Annotated in this window: 23 protein-coding genes and 1 riboswitch; of the genes, 16 read left to right on the top strand and 7 right to left on the bottom strand. The window is 36.7% G+C overall.

Annotated elements, in window-relative coordinates; all coding sequences use genetic code 11:
- The first annotated feature begins 14 nt into the window (after positions 1–14).
- From eno to ACINWC743_RS01580, 8 genes are all read left to right on the top strand, one after another.
- Positions 15–1304: a phosphopyruvate hydratase gene (eno, locus tag ACINWC743_RS01545; RefSeq protein ID WP_009584105.1), complete on the top strand. Its 1290-nt coding sequence runs from the start codon at positions 15–17 to the stop codon at positions 1302–1304.
- Between the two features lie 10 nt (positions 1305–1314).
- Positions 1315–1701, top strand: coding sequence for a cell division protein FtsB (ftsB, locus tag ACINWC743_RS01550; protein WP_004830565.1), 387 nt, complete (start codon positions 1315–1317; stop codon positions 1699–1701).
- On the top strand, positions 1664–2389 hold the full coding sequence (gene ispD / locus ACINWC743_RS01555) for a 2-C-methyl-D-erythritol 4-phosphate cytidylyltransferase (RefSeq protein ID WP_009584113.1): 726 nt from the start codon (positions 1664–1666) through the stop codon (positions 2387–2389). Before ftsB ends, ispD begins: the two co-directional genes overlap by 38 nt.
- A gap of 101 nt (positions 2390–2490) precedes the next feature.
- Positions 2491–3627, top strand: a complete 1137-nt coding sequence (gene rodA, locus ACINWC743_RS01560) for a rod shape-determining protein RodA (RefSeq protein WP_004830568.1) — start codon at positions 2491–2493, stop codon at positions 3625–3627.
- A 514-nt stretch (positions 3628–4141) separates the two neighbouring features.
- Positions 4142–5410, top strand: coding sequence for a D-amino acid dehydrogenase (locus tag ACINWC743_RS01565; protein ID WP_009584109.1), 1269 nt, complete (start codon positions 4142–4144; stop codon positions 5408–5410).
- 20 nt (positions 5411–5430) lie between these two features.
- A complete protein-coding gene (locus tag ACINWC743_RS01570; RefSeq protein WP_009584089.1) occupies positions 5431–6087 on the top strand; it encodes an Imm19 family immunity protein in 657 nt (218 codons plus the stop codon).
- 119 nt (positions 6088–6206) lie between these two features.
- The gene (locus ACINWC743_RS01575; protein ID WP_009584112.1) at positions 6207–6695 is read left to right on the top strand and encodes a hypothetical protein; all 489 of its coding nucleotides are present in this window, start codon (positions 6207–6209) and stop codon (positions 6693–6695) included.
- Positions 6696–6767: 72 nt separating this feature from the next.
- Positions 6768–6856, top strand: a riboswitch (glycine riboswitch).
- Between the two features lie 172 nt (positions 6857–7028).
- Positions 7029–8273 (top strand): D-amino acid dehydrogenase, encoded by a 1245-nt coding sequence (locus ACINWC743_RS01580; protein WP_004830572.1) that lies wholly within the window; start codon positions 7029–7031, stop codon positions 8271–8273.
- A gap of 91 nt (positions 8274–8364) precedes the next feature.
- Here the strand turns inward: ACINWC743_RS01580 and nfsB are convergent, their stop codons facing one another.
- Positions 8365–9018, bottom strand: coding sequence for an oxygen-insensitive NAD(P)H nitroreductase (gene nfsB / locus ACINWC743_RS01585; protein ID WP_009584078.1), 654 nt, complete (start codon positions 9016–9018; stop codon positions 8365–8367).
- A gap of 303 nt (positions 9019–9321) precedes the next feature.
- Between nfsB and ACINWC743_RS01590 the strand changes: the two genes are divergently transcribed.
- The gene (locus ACINWC743_RS01590) at positions 9322–9588 is read left to right on the top strand and encodes a hypothetical protein (RefSeq protein ID WP_009584107.1); all 267 of its coding nucleotides are present in this window, start codon (positions 9322–9324) and stop codon (positions 9586–9588) included.
- Between the two features lie 40 nt (positions 9589–9628).
- Here the strand turns inward: ACINWC743_RS01590 and ACINWC743_RS01595 are convergent, their stop codons facing one another.
- Entirely contained in the window at positions 9629–10348 is a 720-nt protein-coding gene (locus ACINWC743_RS01595) for a UDP-2,3-diacylglucosamine diphosphatase (RefSeq protein WP_009584094.1), read from the bottom strand.
- Between the two features lie 98 nt (positions 10349–10446).
- Positions 10447–10956 (bottom strand): peptidylprolyl isomerase, encoded by a 510-nt coding sequence (locus ACINWC743_RS01600; protein WP_004830577.1) that lies wholly within the window; start codon positions 10954–10956, stop codon positions 10447–10449.
- Between the two features lie 167 nt (positions 10957–11123).
- On the opposite strand from ACINWC743_RS01600, the gene ACINWC743_RS01605 reads away from it, so the two are divergent.
- Together ACINWC743_RS01605 and ACINWC743_RS01610 are read left to right on the top strand one after the other, a co-directional pair.
- Positions 11124–12845, top strand: a complete 1722-nt coding sequence (locus tag ACINWC743_RS01605) for a glutamine--tRNA ligase/YqeY domain fusion protein (RefSeq protein WP_009584098.1) — start codon at positions 11124–11126, stop codon at positions 12843–12845.
- 439 nt (positions 12846–13284) lie between these two features.
- Positions 13285–13605, top strand: coding sequence for a pyrimidine/purine nucleoside phosphorylase (locus tag ACINWC743_RS01610; protein WP_009584079.1), 321 nt, complete (start codon positions 13285–13287; stop codon positions 13603–13605).
- Between the two features lie 199 nt (positions 13606–13804).
- Here the strand turns inward: ACINWC743_RS01610 and ACINWC743_RS01615 are convergent, their stop codons facing one another.
- The gene (locus ACINWC743_RS01615) at positions 13805–14707 is read right to left on the bottom strand and encodes a LysR family transcriptional regulator (RefSeq protein WP_009584086.1); all 903 of its coding nucleotides are present in this window, start codon (positions 14705–14707) and stop codon (positions 13805–13807) included.
- Between the two features lie 102 nt (positions 14708–14809).
- Between ACINWC743_RS01615 and ACINWC743_RS01620 the strand changes: the two genes are divergently transcribed.
- Both ACINWC743_RS01620 and ACINWC743_RS01625 read left to right on the top strand, forming a co-directional pair.
- Positions 14810–15853: an aldo/keto reductase gene (locus ACINWC743_RS01620; protein ID WP_009584081.1), complete on the top strand. Its 1044-nt coding sequence runs from the start codon at positions 14810–14812 to the stop codon at positions 15851–15853.
- Between the two features lie 110 nt (positions 15854–15963).
- The gene (locus ACINWC743_RS01625) at positions 15964–16410 is read left to right on the top strand and encodes an SRPBCC domain-containing protein (RefSeq protein WP_009584103.1); all 447 of its coding nucleotides are present in this window, start codon (positions 15964–15966) and stop codon (positions 16408–16410) included.
- A 98-nt stretch (positions 16411–16508) separates the two neighbouring features.
- On the opposite strand, the gene ACINWC743_RS01630 is transcribed toward ACINWC743_RS01625, so the two are convergent.
- Positions 16509–17045: a lecithin retinol acyltransferase family protein gene (locus tag ACINWC743_RS01630; RefSeq protein WP_009584082.1), complete on the bottom strand. Its 537-nt coding sequence runs from the start codon at positions 17043–17045 to the stop codon at positions 16509–16511.
- Positions 17046–17227: 182 nt separating this feature from the next.
- Here ACINWC743_RS01630 and ACINWC743_RS01635 point away from each other — a divergent pair, with 182 nt between their 5' ends.
- Positions 17228–17983: a phosphodiester glycosidase family protein gene (locus ACINWC743_RS01635; RefSeq protein ID WP_009584100.1), complete on the top strand. Its 756-nt coding sequence runs from the start codon at positions 17228–17230 to the stop codon at positions 17981–17983.
- Positions 17984–18056: 73 nt separating this feature from the next.
- Here ACINWC743_RS01635 and ACINWC743_RS01640 read toward each other — a convergent pair whose 3' ends face one another.
- Together ACINWC743_RS01640 and ACINWC743_RS01645 are read right to left on the bottom strand one after the other, a co-directional pair.
- Entirely contained in the window at positions 18057–18302 is a 246-nt protein-coding gene (locus tag ACINWC743_RS01640) for a hypothetical protein (protein ID WP_005031802.1), read from the bottom strand.
- A 171-nt stretch (positions 18303–18473) separates the two neighbouring features.
- Entirely contained in the window at positions 18474–19715 is a 1242-nt protein-coding gene (locus tag ACINWC743_RS01645) for an OmpP1/FadL family transporter (protein WP_009584110.1), read from the bottom strand.
- A gap of 427 nt (positions 19716–20142) precedes the next feature.
- Between ACINWC743_RS01645 and ACINWC743_RS01650 the strand changes: the two genes are divergently transcribed.
- Positions 20143–20781: a TetR/AcrR family transcriptional regulator gene (locus ACINWC743_RS01650; RefSeq protein WP_046760663.1), complete on the top strand. Its 639-nt coding sequence runs from the start codon at positions 20143–20145 to the stop codon at positions 20779–20781.
- Between the two features lie 60 nt (positions 20782–20841).
- Positions 20842–21531, top strand: a complete 690-nt coding sequence (locus ACINWC743_RS01655; RefSeq protein WP_009584102.1) for a class I SAM-dependent methyltransferase — start codon at positions 20842–20844, stop codon at positions 21529–21531.
- The last annotated feature ends 55 nt before the right edge of the window (positions 21532–21586 follow it).

Here is a 21586-nt window from a genome sequence, read left to right on the forward strand (position 1 = left end):
CTGAGGAATTATTCATGAGCCAAATCGTTGACATTCGTGCACGTGAAATTTTGGACTCTCGTGGTAACCCAACCATCGAAGCAGACGTAATCCTAGACTCTGGCGTTGTTGGCCGTGCATGTGCACCATCTGGTGCTTCAACTGGTTCTCGTGAAGCTTTAGAACTTCGTGACGGTGACAAATCACGTTACTTAGGTAAAGGTGTTCGCACTGCAGTTCAAAACGTAAATGGTCAAATCAAAGACTTATTAAAAGGTCAAAACGTATTTGAACAAAAAGCGCTTGATGACAAAATGATTGCGCTTGATGGCACTGAAAATAAAGAAAAATTAGGTGCAAACGCAACTTTGGCTGTATCTTTAGCTGCTGCACGTGCTGCTGCAACTGAGAAAAAAACTGAATTGTTCCAATACATCGCAGACTTACGTGGTCAAACAACTTTGACTATGCCAGTTCCAATGATGAATATTTTGAACGGTGGTGCTCATGCAGATAACACTGTTGATATCCAAGAGTTCATGATTGAGCCTGTAGGCTTCACTTCATTTGCTGAATCTTTGCGTGCTGGTGCGGAAATTTTCCATGCTTTGAAATCTGTATTGAAAAAGCAAGGTTTAAACACTGCGGTGGGTGACGAAGGTGGTTTTGCACCAAACTTACGTTCAAACGAAGAAGCGATTACAGTTATTCTTTCTGCTATTGAAACCACAGGTTATAAAGCGGGTTCTGAAATCATGTTAGCGCTTGACTGTGCATCTTCTGAATTCTACAAGAATGGTCAATACATTCTTGCTGGTGAAGGCAACAAAGCATTTACAAGCAACCAGTTTGCTGACTACTTAGCTGGTCTTGTAAAACAATATCCAATTATCTCAATCGAAGATGGTTTAGATGAATCTGATTGGGAAGGTTGGAGTTATTTGACTTCTATTCTTGGTGATAAAATCCAATTGGTCGGTGACGATTTGTTTGTAACTAATCCTAAGATTTTACAACGCGGTATTGATGAGAAAGTTGGTAACTCGATCTTAATCAAATACAACCAAATTGGTACATTGTCAGAAACTTTAGATGCGATCTATCTTGCTAAAGCGAATGGTTATAGCACAGTTATTTCACATCGTTCTGGTGAAACTGAAGATTCTACAATTGCTGACTTGGCTGTAGGTACTGCTGCTGGTCAAATCAAGACAGGTTCACTTTGCCGTTCTGACCGTGTTGCAAAATATAACCAATTACTTCGTATTGAAGAGTTGACTCATGCAGCTTATCGCGGTAAAGCTGAATTCAAAGGTCTGAATTAATCTCTTTGAAATGTTAGAAGTCTTTAAAACTACTTCAAGTAAAGTGATTGCAATACTGGCGATTTTAATCGTTGCAGTATTGCAATATCGCTTCTGGTTTGGTGAGGGAGGTCATTTTCCTCACCAAGCTTTAGTACAGCAAATTGAACAGCAAGCTGAAGTCAATGCTGATCTAAAAGAACGCAACCGTATCCTCGCTGCTGAAGTGTATGATTTGAAAAATGGTTCTGAGGCCATAGAAGAACATGCACGTTTAGATCTCGGTCTAGTGAAGCCACATGAAACATTTGTACAAATGAGTACGATTAGTACCCATTATAAACAGATTTACACAGATCCAAATGTAGACTTAAGAACCAATGAAGACGATAACGAACCTGTACCAGACCAACCGTAAAATTTGGGCAATTGTCCCGGCTGCTGGCTCAGGTCGTCGTTTTTCAAAAACAGAACTTAAGCAATATCAAATTATTCAAAATAAAACAGTCTTAGCGCATACCATCGACCGTTTAAATGAATTGCCACTTGCGGGTTATGTACTTGCAATTGGTGAGCAAGATCATTATGCCCAGACATTGGCTCTAAAAAATAAACATTTAAGTCATTTTTGTTTAGGTGGCAATGAACGTGTTGACTCCGTGCTAAATGCATTAAGCTATCTCGAACAATTTGCCCAACCTGATGATTTTGTCTTTGTACATGATGCTGCACGTCCATGTGTAACACGTGAGTGTCTTGTCAATCTACTTAATAGAGCAATCAACTTAAATAGCAATGCGATTCTTGCAATCCCTGTAAGAGATACCTTAAAGCGTGTTGATCAGCAACATAATATTGTTAAAACAGTGAATCGTGATCAATTGTGGCAAGCACAAACGCCTCAAATTTCAACATTTTCAATTTTAAAAACAGCCATTGAAACAGCGCTTAACGATGGAGTCATGATTACAGATGAAGCGAGTGCTTTAGAACATAGTAATCACACTGTCCAAGTCGTGATGGGACGTTCAGATAATATTAAAATCACTTATCCTGACGATTTAGAGTTGGCAAAGTTAATTTTACAATCACAAATAATGCATTAAAAAACTGAGAAATTAAAAATAATTCTCAAAGGATAGATGTTCTCCTTGAATATTTATCTCTATAATTTGGCTAGATTAAGCTAGGTTTAAGATTTGCATTTATGACACCATCGCCCCAGTATAAGTTTTTACGTCAGTCCGTTCGAGATGGTTTAAGTATTAATCAGAAGATGTCGAGATGGGATAAATTGCATCTTGACCCATGGTTATTGGGCTTATTAATCATCAATGCTGTTCTTGGTTTGTTGATGGTTTATAGTGCTTCTTCGGAAGACATGACTATGGTGATTCGTCAAGCTGTCAGCTTTGGTGTGGGTTTTGTTTTATTGTTTGTCTGTGCACAGATTCCACCCAAAGTTTATCAAGCGATTAGCCCATGGTTCTATCTATTTGCCATTCTATTACTGATTTTGGTCTTACTGATTGGTGACGTACGCTTAGGTGCAAAACGTTGGTTAACCATACCCGGTATTGGCAGTATGCAACCCAGTGAGTTTATGAAGTTTGCAATGCCTTTAATGATGGCATGGTATTTTGCACGAAATCCTTTACCTCCCAAGTTTAGACATATTGTGGTGGCTTTGATGATTATGGTAGTGCCATTTGTATTGGCACTACTGCAGCCAGACTTGGCGATAGGTATTGTGATTGGTGGGGTTTTCGCCTTATTTCTCAGTGGCATGTCATGGACTTTAATTATTGGTACACTGGCTGCATTAGCAATGGCTTTTCCATTAATTTGGACATTTGTCTTGCAAGCATATCAAAAGAAACGAATTATGACTTTGTTTGATCCTGAGTCTGATGCACTGGGAGCTGGTTGGAATATTATTCAGTCTAAAATTGCAATTGGTTCGGGGGGCATGACAGGACGCGGATTCTTGGAAGGGACACAGTCTCAATTAGGCTACTTACCAGAACACCATACCGATTTTATCATGTCGACATATGCAGAAGAATTTGGCTTTATTGGAGTATTTTTCTTATTTGCCTTGTATACCGCGATGATTTTTAGATGCATGATCATTAGCTTAAATAGCTTTCATAATTATGGACGTCTTTTAGCTGGAACCATTGGCTTATCCTTATTCTTCTATGTTTTTGTAAACTCTGGCATGGTGAGTGGAATTTTGCCTGTAACAGGCGATCCTTTACCTTTGATGAGTTATGGCGGTTCAGCCGTGATTGCTTTGTTGGCAAGTTTTGGGATTGTGATGTCCATTCATACCCATCGATGATTTTATCCTTAAGCTGATGATGACAAAGCTCGCTGAATCTTTATAGATGAAGCGAGCTTTTTTAAATTAAGCGATATGATCAGCCATAATTATCTACTTTATGGTTAGACTGGCTGAATGAATATTCATACAGATAATTCATTTTAATTGAGTTTTTCAATAGATTATCGCTATATAGACTATTCAATTTAGATGTGTATAAGAAGCGTAAAGGGGTAAAATATATTCTATAATCATTATCAGTGAATATTCGTGCTTTCTGAGCTGAGCAAGACTTCTATCACAATATTATATGCTGAAAGCAATATACCTTGTTATATATTCTACGAAAAAAATGATTATTTTAAGATAAAAAACTAAACAATTCAGCAGTATAAACCATAGTGACAGTTCCATACGAAATCTGTGTTGCCAAATTCTTTCTAAGTGCTACATTAAAAGAGTGGCAAAAATTCAGATTAGAATAGATAACTTTTTATTATAAGACGATAAATTCGTATAAGGTCGGTTCAGTATGCATATCATCATCATGGGCGCAGGTGTTATTGGTACAACATCGGCATATTATCTCAAACAAGCAGGTCATGAGGTCACTGTAATTGACCGTCAACCGAATGTAGCACTTGAAACAAGTTTTGCGAATGCAGGTCAAATTTCTCCAGGTTATGCCTCTCCTTGGGCTGCTCCAGGGATTCCTTTAAAAGCATTTAAATGGATGTTTCAACCTCATTCGCCGCTCGCCATTAAACTAACTGGAGATATGTATCAGTATCAGTGGATGGTACAAATGTTAGCTGAATGTAATATCAATCGCTATCAAATCAACAAAGAGCGAATGGTGAGAATTTCAGAATATAGCCGTGATTGCTTAGATGAACTGCGTGCAGAAACCCAAATTCATTTTGATGAACGTCAGCTTGGGACATTGCAACTGTTTCGTAAGCAGCAGCAATTAGATGTGGCAGGCAAAGACACGGAAGTATTAAAGCATGAAGGTGTGCCATTTGAATTATTAGATAAAGCTGGTGTGATCAAAGCAGAACCTGCATTGGCGCATGCGACTGTTGATTTTGTTGGTGGTTTGCGCTTGCCTAATGATCAAACAGGGGATTGCCAAAAATTTACCACTGAATTAGCAGAACTCGCTGCGCAGCAAGGTGTAAATTTTCTTTTTAATACAGTGATTGAAACAATTGAAAAAGATTCAGATCGAATTACAGCCATTAAACTCAAAGATGGCAGTACATTGAAAGGTGATGTCTATGTAATGGCATTGGGCAGTTATAGTCATGAGATGTTAAAACAACTTAATATTGATGCGCCCGTATATCCTTTAAAAGGTTATTCGATCACTACAAAGATTATTGATCCAGCATTATCACCAATCTCCACGATCTTAGATGAGTCTTATAAAATTGCTTTAACACGTTTTGATGACCGTATTCGAGTTGGAGGAATGGCTGAAATTAATGGTTTTGATCGCTCTTTAAAAGCAAGCCGTGAAGATACCTTGCTGATGGTACTCCAGCAATTATTTCCAAATGCCAGTGATATTACGGATGCACATTTTTGGACGGGTTTAAGACCTGCAACGCCTGATGGTACGCCGATTGTTGGTAAAACCAAGTATCAAAACCTATATACCAATACTGGACATGGCACATTGGGTTGGACCATGTCTTGCGGTTCAGCAAAACTACTCTCCGATATTATTTCAGGAACAACACCACAAATTGAATACGATGATTTGAACGTGTTTCGATATGATGCAGTAAATAATTAATTACATTTAAGAAAGAATCAATGAGCCAACATATTTTGGTGCACGAAATCACTTTCAGCAATGAGCATTTTTGGCATTGGTTTATTGCATTATTACGTGGTTTTGATGAAGAAAAAGAATTGAATTTGGATGAGGCGATTGAGGAGAAGACAGGAATAGATCTTTATAGCAAAGAGCTTGAAGCATGGTATAGGTCTTTTTTACCTGAACATACTGATCGGGAAATGCGGTATTATCATTTAGCAATTCATTCTAAACTCTACATTGATATTCAATTTACACCAGAGGAAATTCGTTATTTTCTCAATGATCTGTATATCGGCAATATTGGCGGGCATTTTGAAGCATGGTTTTTGAGTTTGAAAGAGTTTCAACGCTTACAATCGACAGATTTAGATTTCTTATTGTTGCTACCGATGCTTGCTGTTGAACAGAACCAGTTAAAGGTTGTCACAGAGCTGATTGCCAAGCGATTATCGAATATAAAATCTTTTCAAGGTTATGAAGGATATATTGCCAGCTGTATAGTGAATGGTTTGATCATTCAAAATGATTTTTATCTGGATGAGGCTGTTGGAGTGTGTAATCACCAAAATCATAGTGTACGTAATTTGCAACAGCACCCTGATGATATGGAACATATCCAAAAGTTAAATGAACTGTTAAATACAATCTAAAGATTAAATTTCAGACTACAGTTGATCGACTTTACAGTCCGATAATGGGTAAAGTGGAATAAGATCAGATGTAATCACAAATTTAATCAACAAATCTAGTCAAGATTATCGAGTAGAAAATGAATGCGTTAAAAGTTTTACGTTTTGCTGTAGATGGTATAGCTGTAATCGCGAATACTCAGAATCGTCAGATTCAACATTTATTAGATAATTTTTCAGCTTATGCCTATGAGTCAGAATTTGAAAGAATAATGTATTTTTCCGCGACTGATTTATACGTAGAATTAAAACTGGATGCATCACATATACAATTGTTGGTCAATTCTTGGACAGGTGAGACTTATACACAATGCAATATGAGTGTAGAACTCAGTGAAGCATTGGTTTCTGAAAGTGGAGTCGCGTTGATTTTAACTGAGCAAGATATTGATGAAGCTATTTGGTTGGAGCACTTATACGCTGAAAATATGGCTGAACTCGATGTAGCATTAACCAAAATTGAGCAAACAGCACAATTAGAACAAAACAGTATTCAAGCTTATATTTTAAGATTCTTGACGGACGAGGATAAACAGCAATTTTTAGCAGAGTTTGGTAAAGCAGAATAATTTTTACGATTCATTACCGCAAAAGTGTATCTATTTTATTCAAAATGGCATATACATTGCTATATAAAAGGAAAGATGATTGCAGGAGAGAAGTCTCTTGTAGACTCGCCGAAGGAGCAACGACCCCGGAAACTCTCAGGCAAAAGGACTGTAATTATTGTAAAACCTCTGGAGAGAAGTCATTCTATTGAAAACAAAAAAGAAATGGCTCACCGAAGGGGAAGGTAAAACCTAAATAGTTTAGGTTTTTATCGAAGCTCTCAGGTACACATGACAGATGGGGCATACATTGACAATGTAATGAGAAGAATTACATTTCAAAGGAGTGTGTGTATGTGTCATGTGGTCATAATTGGTTCGGGTATTACAGGTGTAACCTCAGCTTACGAACTTGCTCAACTAGGTTATCAAGTAACTGTTATTGATAAACATTTATTTCCTGCTATGGAAACCTCATTTGCCAATGGTGGACAACTCTCTGCGTGTAATGCAGAAGTATGGAATCAGAAGTCTACGGTTCTCAAGGGCATTAAATGGATGGCAAAAAAAGATGCACCATTGTTGCTCAATCCTTCTTTTGACTTACATAAATATGCTTGGTTAGTAGAATTCCTCGGTAATATCAAACACTATGAAACTAATACACAAGACACGGTCAGAATGGCGCTGTTAGCACGTCAAAGATTGTTTAGCATTGCTGAACAAGAAGGGATTGATTTTGATTTAGAAAAACGTGGAATTTTGCATTTCTATCATTCTGAATATGATTATAAAGTTGCAACCAGTGTCAATGCATTGTTATGTAAAGGTGGTCTAGAGCGTCATGCCGTTACCAATGAGGAAATTAAATCCATTGAACCCAGTTTAACTGGTGAATATTACGGTGGTTTTTATTGTCCAGGTGATGCAACAGGTGATATTCATAAGTTTACGACAGGTCTCGCCAAAGCCACTGAAAAATATGGGGTAAAATATTTATTTGGTATGGAAGTCGTGAATGTTGAACACACTGCAAATGGCGTTAATATTCAATACCACCCAAGTGTTGAAAATATGGAAGGTCATTCGGTTGCTATTGAGCAATTGAGTGCTGATGCAGTTGTGATTTGTGGCGGAGTCGGCAGTTATCAACTAGCCAATCAACTTGGTGATCGTGTGAATGTTTATCCTGTAAAAGGTTATTCAATCACTGTACAGCTTAATGATGAAAAAAGTATCAATGGTGCACCTTGGGTCAGTTTGCTCGATGAAAGTGCAAAAATTGTAACGTCTCGTTTAGGTGCGAATCGCCTACGTATTGCAGGTACTGCGGAATTCAATGGTTATAACCGTGACATTCGTTCTGATCGTATTCAGCCTTTGACAGATTGGGTCAATAAAAATTTTGATATATCGACAGAGCATTGCGTGCCTTGGGCAGGGTTACGTCCAATGATGCCAAATATGATGCCTGTGGTAAAACGAGGTAAACGTGAACGTGTATTCTATAACACAGGGCATGGGCATTTGGGTTGGACATTATCTGCTGCAACTGCTGTAATGATCAGTCAAGAAGTTGCAAGCTCACATCCTTTATAAAGATAAGCCTTATAAAACTAAAGAAAGCATTGATATGCTTAATTGCAAAGAGCGGATATAAGCCACTCTTTGCAAATCTACGTGTTATATTTTAAAGACGAGTAATCACATCTTTTTGAGCTAAACGAGATTTGGGCAATTTAGCGTTGAAATCGACATCACTGCGATAACCGAGTGTCATAATGACAGAAGGAATTAAATTCTTTTCAGTTAAACCCAATTCTTCAGTTAAAATTGCTTCATCAAAACCACCAATCGGGGTAGCATCTATGCCTTCAATCCCTGCGGCTAAAAGCATTTGCCCAAGTGCAATAAAGGTTTGATTTTCAGCCCAGCGCTGAATGTCTCCTTTTTCATTTCGATAATAAGAAACATAGCCTGAACGGCTTTCTTTTTGTCCTTGCTTGGCTTTTTCATCTTTAAAGCGCCCACTAAGATCATCTTGTTGTAACAAATCTGCCAGATGCTGCTCGCTTATATCTGCTTTGGTACAAAATAAAATGGTATGCGATGAATCTAATACTTTGGGTGCGTTATAGGCATATTTGCCAACAAGGGCTTTTGCAATGCGTTGTTTAGCCTCATCATGATCTGCAATAAAGAAATGCCATGGCTGAATATTAATTGAAGAAGGTGTTAAACGTAAGATTTCAACTAAACGCTCGAATTGTTCTTGAGGAATTTTCTTTGTCGCATCATAAGCCTTGGTGGTATAACGTGTTTTTGCTACCGTCAGTAGATCCATGAAATTATCTCATATATCGTAAATTATCGATATATTCTATGCTAAAACACCTAAAAGTGAATGTTAAAATCGTAAATAAACATGAAAATCATGAGCGATTTGAAATATTTGAAAATCGAATTTAGTATATTCTTACGATGTGAATTTATAACAAATAGAATTGTCATGAATTATAAAGTTTTGTGCCATAAATATGCAAAATAGCGAAAGATAAAAAGCTTGAAATGCTCGTTTGAAATAAATATTAAATCGCTATAAAGTGATTGTATAACAAGATGATAATTAAAAGCTGAAGAGGGAAACATGACGGCATATTATATTCATTTACCGCAAGATTTTCATGATTACGAATGGGAATATGAAAAGAAAGGTTGGTTACTATTAATGATTGATATTTCAGGGAAAAGTTATTTTTTTACTTTTTATGATCCTGTTCGTCTAGGGCAAACGATTAAAGATAATTTAAGTAAATATAATTATTTTTTTGAAGAAAATTTAGTTGTGATTGACAAGGTAAATTTAAAAAATATTCAAAATTTTATCGAAAATATGATTAATACTGAAAAATAAAGTGTTTTATTGAAAAATAAGATGCAAGGTTATATAGATTTTAACGGATTCGCCATTTTATAAATTGCCATTTTCCAGTTTCATCTACCTCTAAAATCATAGCTTCTGAGGTCTTTTCACGCCAATCGCCAAGAACAATTCGAGGTTTATTCTTTACATCGTGAATAGCAGGACGATGAGTATGTCCATGAATCAAGATATCCGTATTTTCTAAAGCCTGTTCTACAGCCTTTGAATTGACATCCATAATTTCATAAGATTTATTTTGCTGAGATTCACGACTTTGTTTACGAAAACCATTGGCAAGTTTTTGTCTAAAGTTTAGTGGTGTACTTTTTAAGATTTTTAATACAAGAGGATTACGAATGACTTTCTTAAATCTTTGATAAGCAACATCATCAGTACATAAGGCATCGCCATGTTCTAAACGAAAATCTGTTTGCGCGATTGTCAGTGTGTAAATATCAGGCAACAGTTTGCCATTGAATTGATCAAGAAATGCTTGCCCTAAAGCAAAATCACGATTGCCGACTTGAAAGTAAATTTGATTACCTGCTTGGTTAAATTGTTGTAAATGTTGAACAACTTCATCTAGCCATGGTGCAGTATAATCGTCGCCAATCCAAGCATTAAACCAGTCACCCAGAATAAATAATTGAGTATTTTGAGTTTTATATTGATCCAATAAATCAAAAAACCCTCGAACCAGTCGAGGGTGTTCTGGTGACAAATGTAAATCAGCGATAAACAGATAGGTCACTTTTTTTCCTATAAAATTATCCTACTCAGTAGCACCTTATAACAGGACAAGGTGCATTGTTGTTCTTTAATCAAAGAACACAGCCTAGGATTTATTTATTATTCAGCAATGATTTTTGCAGATTCGATAACCACATTTTCAAGCGGAACGTCAGCGTGGTAACCACGGTTGCCAGTACGAACACCTTTAATTGCTTCAACAACATCCATACCTTCAGTCACTTTACCAAATACGGCATAACCCCAGCCTTGTGCAGTTTTACCTGTATGGTTAAGGAAAGAGTTATTTTTTACGTTGATAAAGAATTGTGCAGAAGCAGAGTGAGGTGCTTGTGTACGTGCCATCGCAATCGTACCTTCGTCATTGCTCAAACCGTTGTCAGCTTCATTTTCAATTGAATCACGCGTTGTTTTTTCTTTGAAGTTTTCATCCATGCCACCGCCTTGGATCATAAAACCGTCAATAACACGATGGAAGATTACGCCATCATAAAAACCATCACGAACATATTCTAAAAAGTTAGCAACAGTTTTTGGTGCTTTTTCAGAGTTAAGTTCAAGAACAATACGTCCTTTGTTGGTGTTTAATTCGACTTGAGGAAAACTCATTCTATAATCTCCTAATCATGACGAAAAATGTCATGGGTTTTTGGTTGAGAGAAGCATAAGCAAACTGTAAACTACATAGCAAGTAAAAATGTGAAATTCTTTTGTTAAAAAGGATAAAATCGCATTTTCTATATTCAATTTTAACTTTTAGAAGTGATTTATCAACTATGAAGCCAAATGATGTTGTTTCAGAACTGCCGAAAAGCCCGACAAATAATGCCAGCCCTGTCGATAATGCGCAGCAAGAACAACAACCGGGCTTAGATTTCGTACGTCAAGTGATTACTGATGATCTATCAACAGGTCGTACACAACAAGTCGTGACTCGTTTTCCACCTGAGCCAAATGGATATTTGCATATCGGTCATGTTAAAGCGATTTGCTTGAATTTCGGTATTGCCGAAGAATATGAAGGTTTATGTAACTTACGTTTTGATGACACCAATCCTGATGCTGAAGAACAAGAATATGTCGACGGAATTGCCAACGATGTAAAGTGGTTGGGCTTTGAATGGAATGGTGAACCACGATATGCATCAAGCTATTTTGAACAATTGCATGCTTGGGCAATCCAGTTAATCAAACAAGGTGATGCTTATGTAGATTTGCAAAGCCCTGAAGAAATTAGAATTAATCGTGGTAATTTCGTAGAGCCAGGTAAAAACTCACCTTATCGTGATATTTCTGTTGAAGAGAATCTTGTTCGTTTTGAAAAAATGAATAATGGTGAATTTGCAGAAGGCGAAGCAGTATTGCGTGCCAAGATTGATATGGCATCTCCAAATGTACATATGCGTGATCCAATTTTATATCGTGTACTTCATTCAGAACATCATCAAACAGGTGATAAATGGAAAATGTACCCAATGTATGACTATGCGCATCCATTGTCAGATGCGATAGAAGGTATTACTCATTCATTATGTACATTGGAGTTCCAAGACCACCGTCCATTCTACGATTGGATTGTTGAAAAAGTTCATTCTAAAGCTGTGCCACGTCAGTATGAGTCTAGCCGTTTAAACGTAGATTACACCATTACGTCTAAGCGCAAATTACGTAAGTTGGTTGAAGGCAATTATGTTAATGGTTGGGATGACCCACGTATGCCAACTGTTGTGGGCATGCGTCGTCGTGGATTTACTCCTGAAGGTTTACGTGATTTCTGTAAGCGTGTTGGTGTGTCTAAAACGGATGGTATTGTTGATGTGGCAATGCTGGAGTTCTGTATTCGTCAGTCGCTTGAAAATACAGCAGCGCGTGGTATGGCTGTATTAAATCCTTTGAAAGTGACATTAACCAATTTACCTGCGGATATGGAACTCAATCATGCACGCCATCCAAATGTTGATATGGGTGATCGCATTATTCCTTTAAGCACAGAAATCTATATTGATCGTAAAGATTTTGAAGAAGTGCCACCAAAAGGCTTTAAACGTTTGGTTCCAGATGGTGAAGTTCGTTTACGTCATGCCTATGTGATCAAATGTGACGAAGTGATTAAAGATGAAAATGGTGAAGTTGTTGAGCTGAAATGTTCAATTGACCCTGAAACTTTAGGTAAAAATCCAGAAGGTCGTAAAGTAAAAGGCGTTATTCATTGGGTCTCTGCAACTCAAGGGATACCTGCCGAAGTGCGTATTTATGATCGTTTATTTACAGAAGCTGCGCCTGATGCTGATGATGATTTCTTGAAGTTTTTAAATCCTGAATCTTTAAAAATCGTACAAGCAGTGGTTGAACCTGCTTTGGCTCAAGCAAAACCAGAAGATCGTTTCCAATTTGAACGAGAAGGTTATTTTGTTGCAGATCAATATGACCATGCAGCTGAAAAACCTGTGTTTAACCGTATTCTAGATTTGAAAGACAGCTTTAAGCCGGGTAAATAGCGTGAGTTGGATGCAACCACATCTTCAACTCATTGAAAAAAATAAGTCTCGACGGAGTCTTGCTGCGTTTTCACCCAATTTAAGGATCAGCCTGCGGCTAGCCCTACTTTTCTTTCGGGATGAGGAGCGAAGCTGCGCAAGGGCAACCACCTTGCGCAGCGGTATCGCTGCTCACCGCAAAACTCGTCAACCACCAGCAACATATTTAATCAGTCACAGAAACAATACTTTATAGAAGTAGTCCTGCCTCAAACAGTTGCGGATGACTTTTCCGAGTATCATATTTCATCAAGATTTTTATATCGAACTCAGGTTAAATAATTTAATAATAGTAAGAAACCTAGCTTCGGCTAGGTTTTTTTATGTTCAATAAAATTGATTGAGCTGAGGGATATAAAAGCGATATATTAAACGTACAAATAATAATCAGGGTCAGCCAATGTCTTCTCAATTTGATGCAGTTACAGTTCATATCAAGCCCAATGTACATTATAAAGGGCGATCAATCAGTTACGTTATCGAATGCCAAGATGGTTCTAAAAAAACATTAGGCGTCATTTTGCCCACAGACAAACCTTTAACTTTTGAAACACATGTCTGCGAAAAAATCGAAATTATTTCTGGAAAATGTTTTGTAAAAAGAGAGCAGAGTGAAGAAACTGAGGTGTATCATCCAGGTGAATTTTTTACAGTTCCTGCAAATAGCCGTTTTAGTATGCAATCCACAGAAGTAGTCGATTATATTTGTCATTTGGAATAAGCCCATTCTTTGTTGCAGTATGATCAGTGAAGCTCCGTAAAGGTAATCAATTTAAATATTGACAACGCGACCGTAAATAGATCATAGCATTTCTCAAAATATGAGGCTGTGAAAATACCTAACAATAAAAATTTTCAATAATGATATTGATGAATTAAAATTATTTTTGACCTTTGGTATAAGTTAAATTTTAAATCAATTATTTATTAAAGTTTTTAAAATACTCTTGCAGATATTCAATTAAAACTTTGACTTTGTTTGGCATGAGTTTTCGATCAGGGACTACAGCATAAATCGCGGTAGGTTCCACCGTAAATTCAGGAAGAACATGGATTAATCTCTCAGTCATTAAATCATCGTGAACATGCCAAAAAGAGTGATTTGAAATGCCTAGACCTGCCAATGCGGCTTGACGCACACCTTCACCGGCGTTGGTAATAAAGTGTCCTTTGACATGAATATTTAATAATTTATCTCCTTTTAAAGGATCAATAAAGTTCCATGTATCAGTGATGCCTTTTTGATGGCGTTGAATGATACAGCGATGTCGCGCTAAATCTTCAATATGCTGAGGTGTGCCGTACTGCTCAAGGTATTCTGGAGAGGCGCAGAGTAAGCGCTGATTGATACATAACGGTTTAGCAATTAACGATGAATCTTGAAGTTTTCCAATCCGAATTGCAATATCCATTCCTTGAGCAATCAAATCTACGTTCTGATCATTAAGATCTAAGTTTATCGACAATGCTGGGTGTTGCTTTAAAAATTCAGCAATCACTTTAACCAGTATTTGTACACCGAAACTCGCAGGCGCTGTGAGATTAATATTTCCAACAAGCTGTTGATCGCAATGTTTAAGATTTTCAGTCAATATCTGAAAACTTTCTAGTAGCGGTTGCCCATGTGCAATCAACATCTTAGCTTCTTCAGTCAAACGCAATTTACGGGTAGTGCGATAAAATAGCCTAAGCGATAAGTGATGTTCTAATCGTTGAATACGCTGACTTGCCACTGAAACAGCGATATTGGCATGCTTTGCTGCTTGACTGATAGAGCCAAGTTCAGCAACACGAAGAAAGAATTGAAAATCTTCTGTATTCATTTTCCATAAAATCGAAAAAGTATTTTCTGATTATCCTGATTTTTTAAATAAATTGAAATTGCTATTTTTGCAATATCGATTATTGAAACAAGGTGAATGGTCATGAAATATAATCTTCTAGGAAGTTCGGGATTAAAAGTATCCGAGCTTGGTTTTGGTGCAGGAACTTTTGGAGGAAAAGGACCTTTATTTTCTGCATGGGGACAGACCGAACAAATTGAAGCCAATCAAATGGTTGCATCTTGTATAGACGCAGGGATTAATTTTTTTGATAGTGCTGATGCCTATTCAGAAGGTGAGTCAGAGAAAATGCTAGGAATTGCATTAGCACCGTATCGACAAGATGTAATCATTTCAACCAAAGTGGGGATTCGTAAAGATCCCCAAGTGAATCAAGTCGGTTTTAGCCGTGATTATTTAATACGTGCCGTTGAGCAATCACTAAAGCGTTTAAATACCGATTATATTGATGTATTACAGTTACATCAGTTTGATAGTTTCACTTGCCTAGAACAACTCATGAAAAGCTTAGATGCGTTAGTGCGAAGTGGAAAAGTACGTTATATCGGTGCTTCAAATTTTTCAGGTTGGCAATTAATGAAGGCACAATCAATTGCAGATCGTTATGGTTATGAAAAAATGGTGGCTCATCAAGTCTATTATTCGCTGATTGGGCGAGACTATGAATGGGAGTTGATGCCTTTAAATCATGATCAGCACATTGGTGCTGTGGTATGGAGTCCTTTAGGGTGGGGACGTTTGACAGGAAAGTTTGATCGAGAGCATCCCATCCCAACTCAAAGTCGTTTACATGCAACAGCGCAGTTTGCACCACCAGTAAATGATCAATATCTCTATGATGTTATCGATACTCTAAAAGAGTTATCGTTGAGTACAGGTTATTCAGTTGCACAAATTGCATTAAAGTGGTTGCTTACGCGCCCTACAGTTTCTACGGTATTGATTGGTGCTCGTAACCAGCAACAGCTACAAGATAATCTCATTGCAAAAGATGTCATATTGACAGAAACACAGTTACAGCGTTTAAATCAAATCAGTGCAGTATATCCACCATATCCATATTGGAATGGTCAATTCTCCGAACGCTATCAAGCTTTAGTAGAATCTTCATTTATTCAAAACTAAGCTTTTAAATTGATTAACAAAAACCTGATACTGATTCATACGCAGTTGTGTTATCAGTATCATCCTATTGATCCAATTGTTATTCCTATAAATTAAATAGAGCCATAAGAATGAATCCAACCATTGAAACACAAATGTTAATTCGTAAACCTGTAGCTGAGGTTTTTAATGCTTTTATAGACCCAGCAATAACCACTAAGTTTTGGTTTAGCAGTTCCACTGGACCACTAAAAGAAGGAAAAATTGTGCAGTGGAGTTGGGATAAATATCAAGTAAAATCGAAGGTCATGGTTTTTAATATTCTTGAAAATAAATTGATTCAAATTGCATGGGGCCAAGATCCTAAAACGTCTGTAGATTTTATTTTTGAAGCGGTCAGTGCTGAGCAAACTTATGTCACGATTCGTAATTATGATATCCCATTGCAGGGTTCTGAATTGATTAAATTTATTATCGATGCGACTGGCGGATTTACGACGGTATTGGACGGTCTAAAAGCATATTTGGAACATGGCTTGGTGCTGAATTTGGTCGAAGATAAATTTCCACCTTTTTAAAAAACGAGAACATCATATCTCATGATTTAGCACTCAGTTTTTACTCGAATTGGGTGCTATAGATTGCTCATTATATAAATGAATAAAGCCTAAAACTTTTACTTTTTGGTGTGTTGGTCTTTCATCGAAAGGTAGGCAGGAAGTTTAAGTTTTGATTGAGCCCTGAGTTTCATTTTTATATATAACACCAATGCAAAGCATGTGGTCGCCACGGTTAAAAATAACCCATTCATATAGGTCATGATTGAACTAATATAACCAATTGTGGTTAAACGATTCATCATTTTAACCACTTGTGGACTACTTTCTACCCCTGTGATTGCCCAACTACAAAGATGTTCACAATTATTGATAATTAAATGATAGCTGTTTTCATGCATACGAGAGCGCATACGACGTACGACATGACGACCTGAAAATTTGGGTTGCTCATAAAGACGCACGCGTATGGATTTACCATGCGAGAATTTTTCGAGAGAGGTCATTTCTATAGGACGCTTTTTAAAGAAATGTGCAAAACCAGAATAATGAATCACTCGACCTCGTCCTGCATAAATGCCATGATGGCTATAGCCAAAATGTTTGACGATTAAATGCGCTCCAATCGGGTATTTGGTTATTTGTTTTGTCTGCATATTTCACTCAGTTCAAATAAATTGTACACATGTATTTAATTGAAAGGATAGAATGATTATAGCGATGCGTAATGAATTTAATAGCCCTTAAAGTGCTAATTAAGTAAAAAATTACATTTAAAATGCAAAATAGCATACATTATGAATTAAAAAATTGAAAAGATGATTTGGAATTAAAGTTTATGCGTTTGAGATATTGGATCTATACCTTTTTGACCAGTATAGGATTGAGTACTTTTCCATTTCAGCTACATGCTGAGACGACTTATACTAAAATCAGTAAAGATCAGAAAGTGATAGCAGATGTGGTTCAAATTGATGATCTGAGTAAGCTACAGTTATTCCTCAAAGATCCACAGGCTCGCCCCTATAAGAAATTCGCTGCGTTACAAAAGAACCTCAAGAAATGTAATATCAGTTTTGCTATGAATGCAGGGATGTATCATGCCAATTTTACACCTGTTGGGCTCTATATTGAGCAAAACAAACAACAGGTTGAATTAAATCAACAAAAGAATAAATTTGGTAACTTCTTTATGCAACCCAATGGTGTGGTGGCATGGAATGATCATCGAGCTGTCATTCAAACCACAACCCAGTATCAAAAGTCTAAGTTTAAAGCACGCTTTGCGACACAATCTGGTCCGATGCTGGTCATCAATGGACAAATTAATCCAATCTTTGTAAAAGACTCTGACTCGTTGAAAATTAGGAATGGGGTTGGAATTAAAAATAATCAGCTCTATTTTGTGATTAGTCGTGGCAAAATTAATTTTTATGAGTTCGCTGATATTTTTAAAACACAGCTCAAGACTGATCAAGCTTTATATTTAGATGGAAGCATTTCAAGTGCATACATTCCACAAGCAAAAAGGAATGATCAAATATATGACTTAGGTCCTATGTTTGTTTATACAGAATCTGAGCAGTGTCATTAATTTTGGATTAAAAAATAGCTGAAGAATATATGGATATGGGTAAAGACACATCCATATATTGCTGTTGATTAAATTATTTAACCATTCCAAAAATTGATGATTGTGCTTTACATGCTTTGATCGCATCTTCTTTTGGCATTTTTTTGATTTCTTCTTCAAATGCCTTTTTCTGTTCTTTCAGCGAGTCTTCAGGAATACCACTTTGTTTTGCTAAATCTTCCATATGTTTCCAAGATTCTTCGCATTCCTTTGGCAAGCCACCACATGCTGTTAAAGCTGTAGTTAAAGCAATCATTGCTGTTAAATTTAATAATTTCATATTATTACCCTTAAATTGAAAATTGATTTTTATTCATTTTGATCGTTAAAGTTTTTAGCATTTATAAATGACGATGAAATGAAATCTTTTAATAAAAAAGACTTCATTCTTCAAATATATACGCCAGAATGAAGTCTACGCTAAAAAATAAATTTATCCAAATCGTTGTTTTTAGAACCGATAGCCGATTTTTAGACCATAACCAATGGCATTATTGTTTCGATAGTCACCTTGTTGTGCGACTTCAGAAGCACCAGGAACAGGAATATAATATGTTCCATCCTGTGCGGTTGCATCGCCAATCCATTGATATTTAACTCCACCAGCAATAAAGTAATCAGCAGTTGGATTATATTGAACACCAATCCCCAATCCCCACCCACCTTTGGTTGGATTTAATACAGAAGCAGGATTACCCGTACCAGAGTCCCATGACACATCTGCTGAAGCTGCCCATTTTTCAGTAAACTGATGTCCCAGACCAAGTGTTAAATTGTATTGGTCTTTTTGATAATCATCGAGATTGAATCCTCCTGAATACAATCCTTGGCTCAGTTCAGCCGTTGCGAGTTCGGTTAAGGCACCGAATTGGGTAGGGCGAATTTTAAAATCTTTCCAATTTACCCAACGCGCATTTAAATACGCAATTGTGTCTTTATAAACGCCAGTTTGTAAGTCAACATTGACGGATTGAGGTGTATTGATTTCAGTTGGTTGATCTCCAGTAAAAGCCAATGTTTCACCAAAAATCGTTTCTTGCGCATCAATTTTATGTTTGATTTTAGAACGGTAAGTTACTGCGGCTTTTAAGGCAATTTCGGGTATTTGAAAAGCTGCACCTGCCATCCAACCTACAGCACTGTCTTGTTTGAATTTTGCATCGTAGCCATTAAATACACTCATCGAATTGCCACGTAAAGATACTGATCCTTTTACAGTTTGATAAACGCCACCGCCATACAAATTAAAATGTGTATTCGGCTGAAAACCGAATAGCATCGTAATATTTTGTGTATCTACATCGGCAGAAGTACCTTTCATGGTAATTTCATTATCCGAGAAGGTATTATTTGTACGTAAAGGATATTCAATATCTGCACCATATGGTTGATCGTAAATCACACCAAAAGAAACTTTTGGCGCAATTTGAAGTTTCAATGCTGCATTATAGTATTGGAATGAGCGCGCCATATCGCCAGTACTTAGATCATTGCTACCTGCATTGACCAAATCTGGACGATTGCGAACTTTACCAGAAACATCTGGATCAACAGCGGAAATGCTGGCTTCAAAATAGTTTTTGTCTTCAAGAAATGCCAGTATTGATTGTCCTGATTGATCCATGGCAGCCGCCTGAGCATAAGCTGTTGAAAATAGAGTAAGTATACTGAGAAGGAGGGGCTGTGTTTTCATGCTGTTCGTTCCTTGAATTTTTTTGTTATTGCGGTCATAAAAGTCAAATAAAATAGCAACCACTAAACTATCTTAAGTAATTAGTTTCACTGGTTTTATTTAAGCACTTTATAAGATGAGTGAAGCATTTTTGATCATGTGAAAAAAGGGGATGAGTGACCAAATAAAGGGGGGATTAACGGACAAAGTGAGATTGTTCTGCATCTAAGATAAACAGTTTGATGTGGCATTTTGTGCTTAATCAAAGTTTAATGCTGGCTGTGCATCTGGTTGTATTTGGCAAAAATTCACACTCAACAGATCATGAAAAGATATTGGTGAAGTTTATATATCAGTATGAAATTGCTGAGATTGATAGCATATTGATTTAAAATTTATTAATATTTAGCTTGAACGATTTAAGCCTGAATAGGATTTGCACATTACTATGAATTATAAAAGATCCTCTGTCATGGAAGAAAAAATGCAGCAGAATCGAGAGATGATTTTATTGTCAGCTCGTGAACTGGTGGCACAAGGGGGATTTAAAGATGCGCAAATTCAAGCAATTGCAGATCGTGCTGGTGTTTCAAGTGGTTTAGTTTACCGCTATTTTGAAAATAAAAATCAAGTGTTGATTGAAGTTTTAAATGCCGCTATTCATATCGAAGTGAATATTCTGAATGATATTGCCCATACTGAATTAACGGCTGTTGAAAAATTGCATCGTGCAGTCACAACTTTTGTTAAACGTGCAATGAATAGCCCGCGACTGTCTTATTCTCTGTTGTTTGAACCTGTTGATCCACAATTTGAGCTTGAACGTTTCCAGAGTAAGCAGTTGATTAAAGAAAGTATTATTAAAATTTTAACTGAGGGAAGACACTCAGGTGAGTTTATTTTTGAAGATTTAAATACCACCGCATTGTGTATTGTAGGTGCAATGACATTTGTGGTGATCGAACCGCTCAGTATTGCGAAAACCAAGCGCTTTGATAAAACCTATAAAGAATATTTTGTTAAACAAATTGCTGATTTTTGTCTGCAAGCCGTTAAAGTTAAACATACGATCGTGTCAGAGTCTTAATTATTCATCTATTAATTATCAATCAGTTACTTAAAAATTAAAACTTAGAGGGGGTAAATCATGGCAAAGGACTTTAATCATCCCGTGGTTGTAGAAAGTTATGATGAACATATCCGCAAGTTGATTCCTGGTTACGAACTGATTCACTTACAAGTTCATGCTTTACTGAAAACTTATTTGCCTCAACAAGCCCATATTTTGGTGGTGGGATGTGGTACAGGCTATGAGTTGCAATACTTGGCAGAGCAATTTCCGCAATGGAATTTTACAGCAATTGATCCTGCGCCCAACATGATTGAAAAAGCTAAACAACATATTGATAATTTAGAACTATCTTCTCGAATTGTATGTATCGTTGGTGATACCTCTATATTGCACCATATCGACACAACTTTTGATGCCGCATTGGCGATTTTGGTATCACATTTTGTTCCTGTAGAAAGCAAATTAGACTTTTTTAAAGATATTTCAAATAGCCTAAGCAATACAGGCTTATGTTTAAGTGTAGAGCTCACTCAATTTGAAAATGAGCAACAGTTAGACAGTCTAAAAACTTTGACATTGGATTCAGGATTACATGAAAAGCAAGTAGAGGTTATGGCAGATCGTATCACTCAAGATTTTGCATTAATTCGTCCAGACGAGATCATTGATTTGTACAAACAGGCTGGTTTTGCTTTAGTAAAAAGTTTTGCACAAGTGCTCAATTACTATGGTTTTATTGGGTTAAAGCATTCGATAAGCAGATAAACTTGGTATCATTGAATTTTAGTGATCTTCGCTGTGTCTAATTCTAATATCTATA

The sequence above is a fragment of the Acinetobacter sp. WC-743 genome (assembly GCF_000335555.1).
GTDB classification, from domain to species: Bacteria; Pseudomonadota; Gammaproteobacteria; order Pseudomonadales; family Moraxellaceae; genus Acinetobacter; species Acinetobacter bereziniae.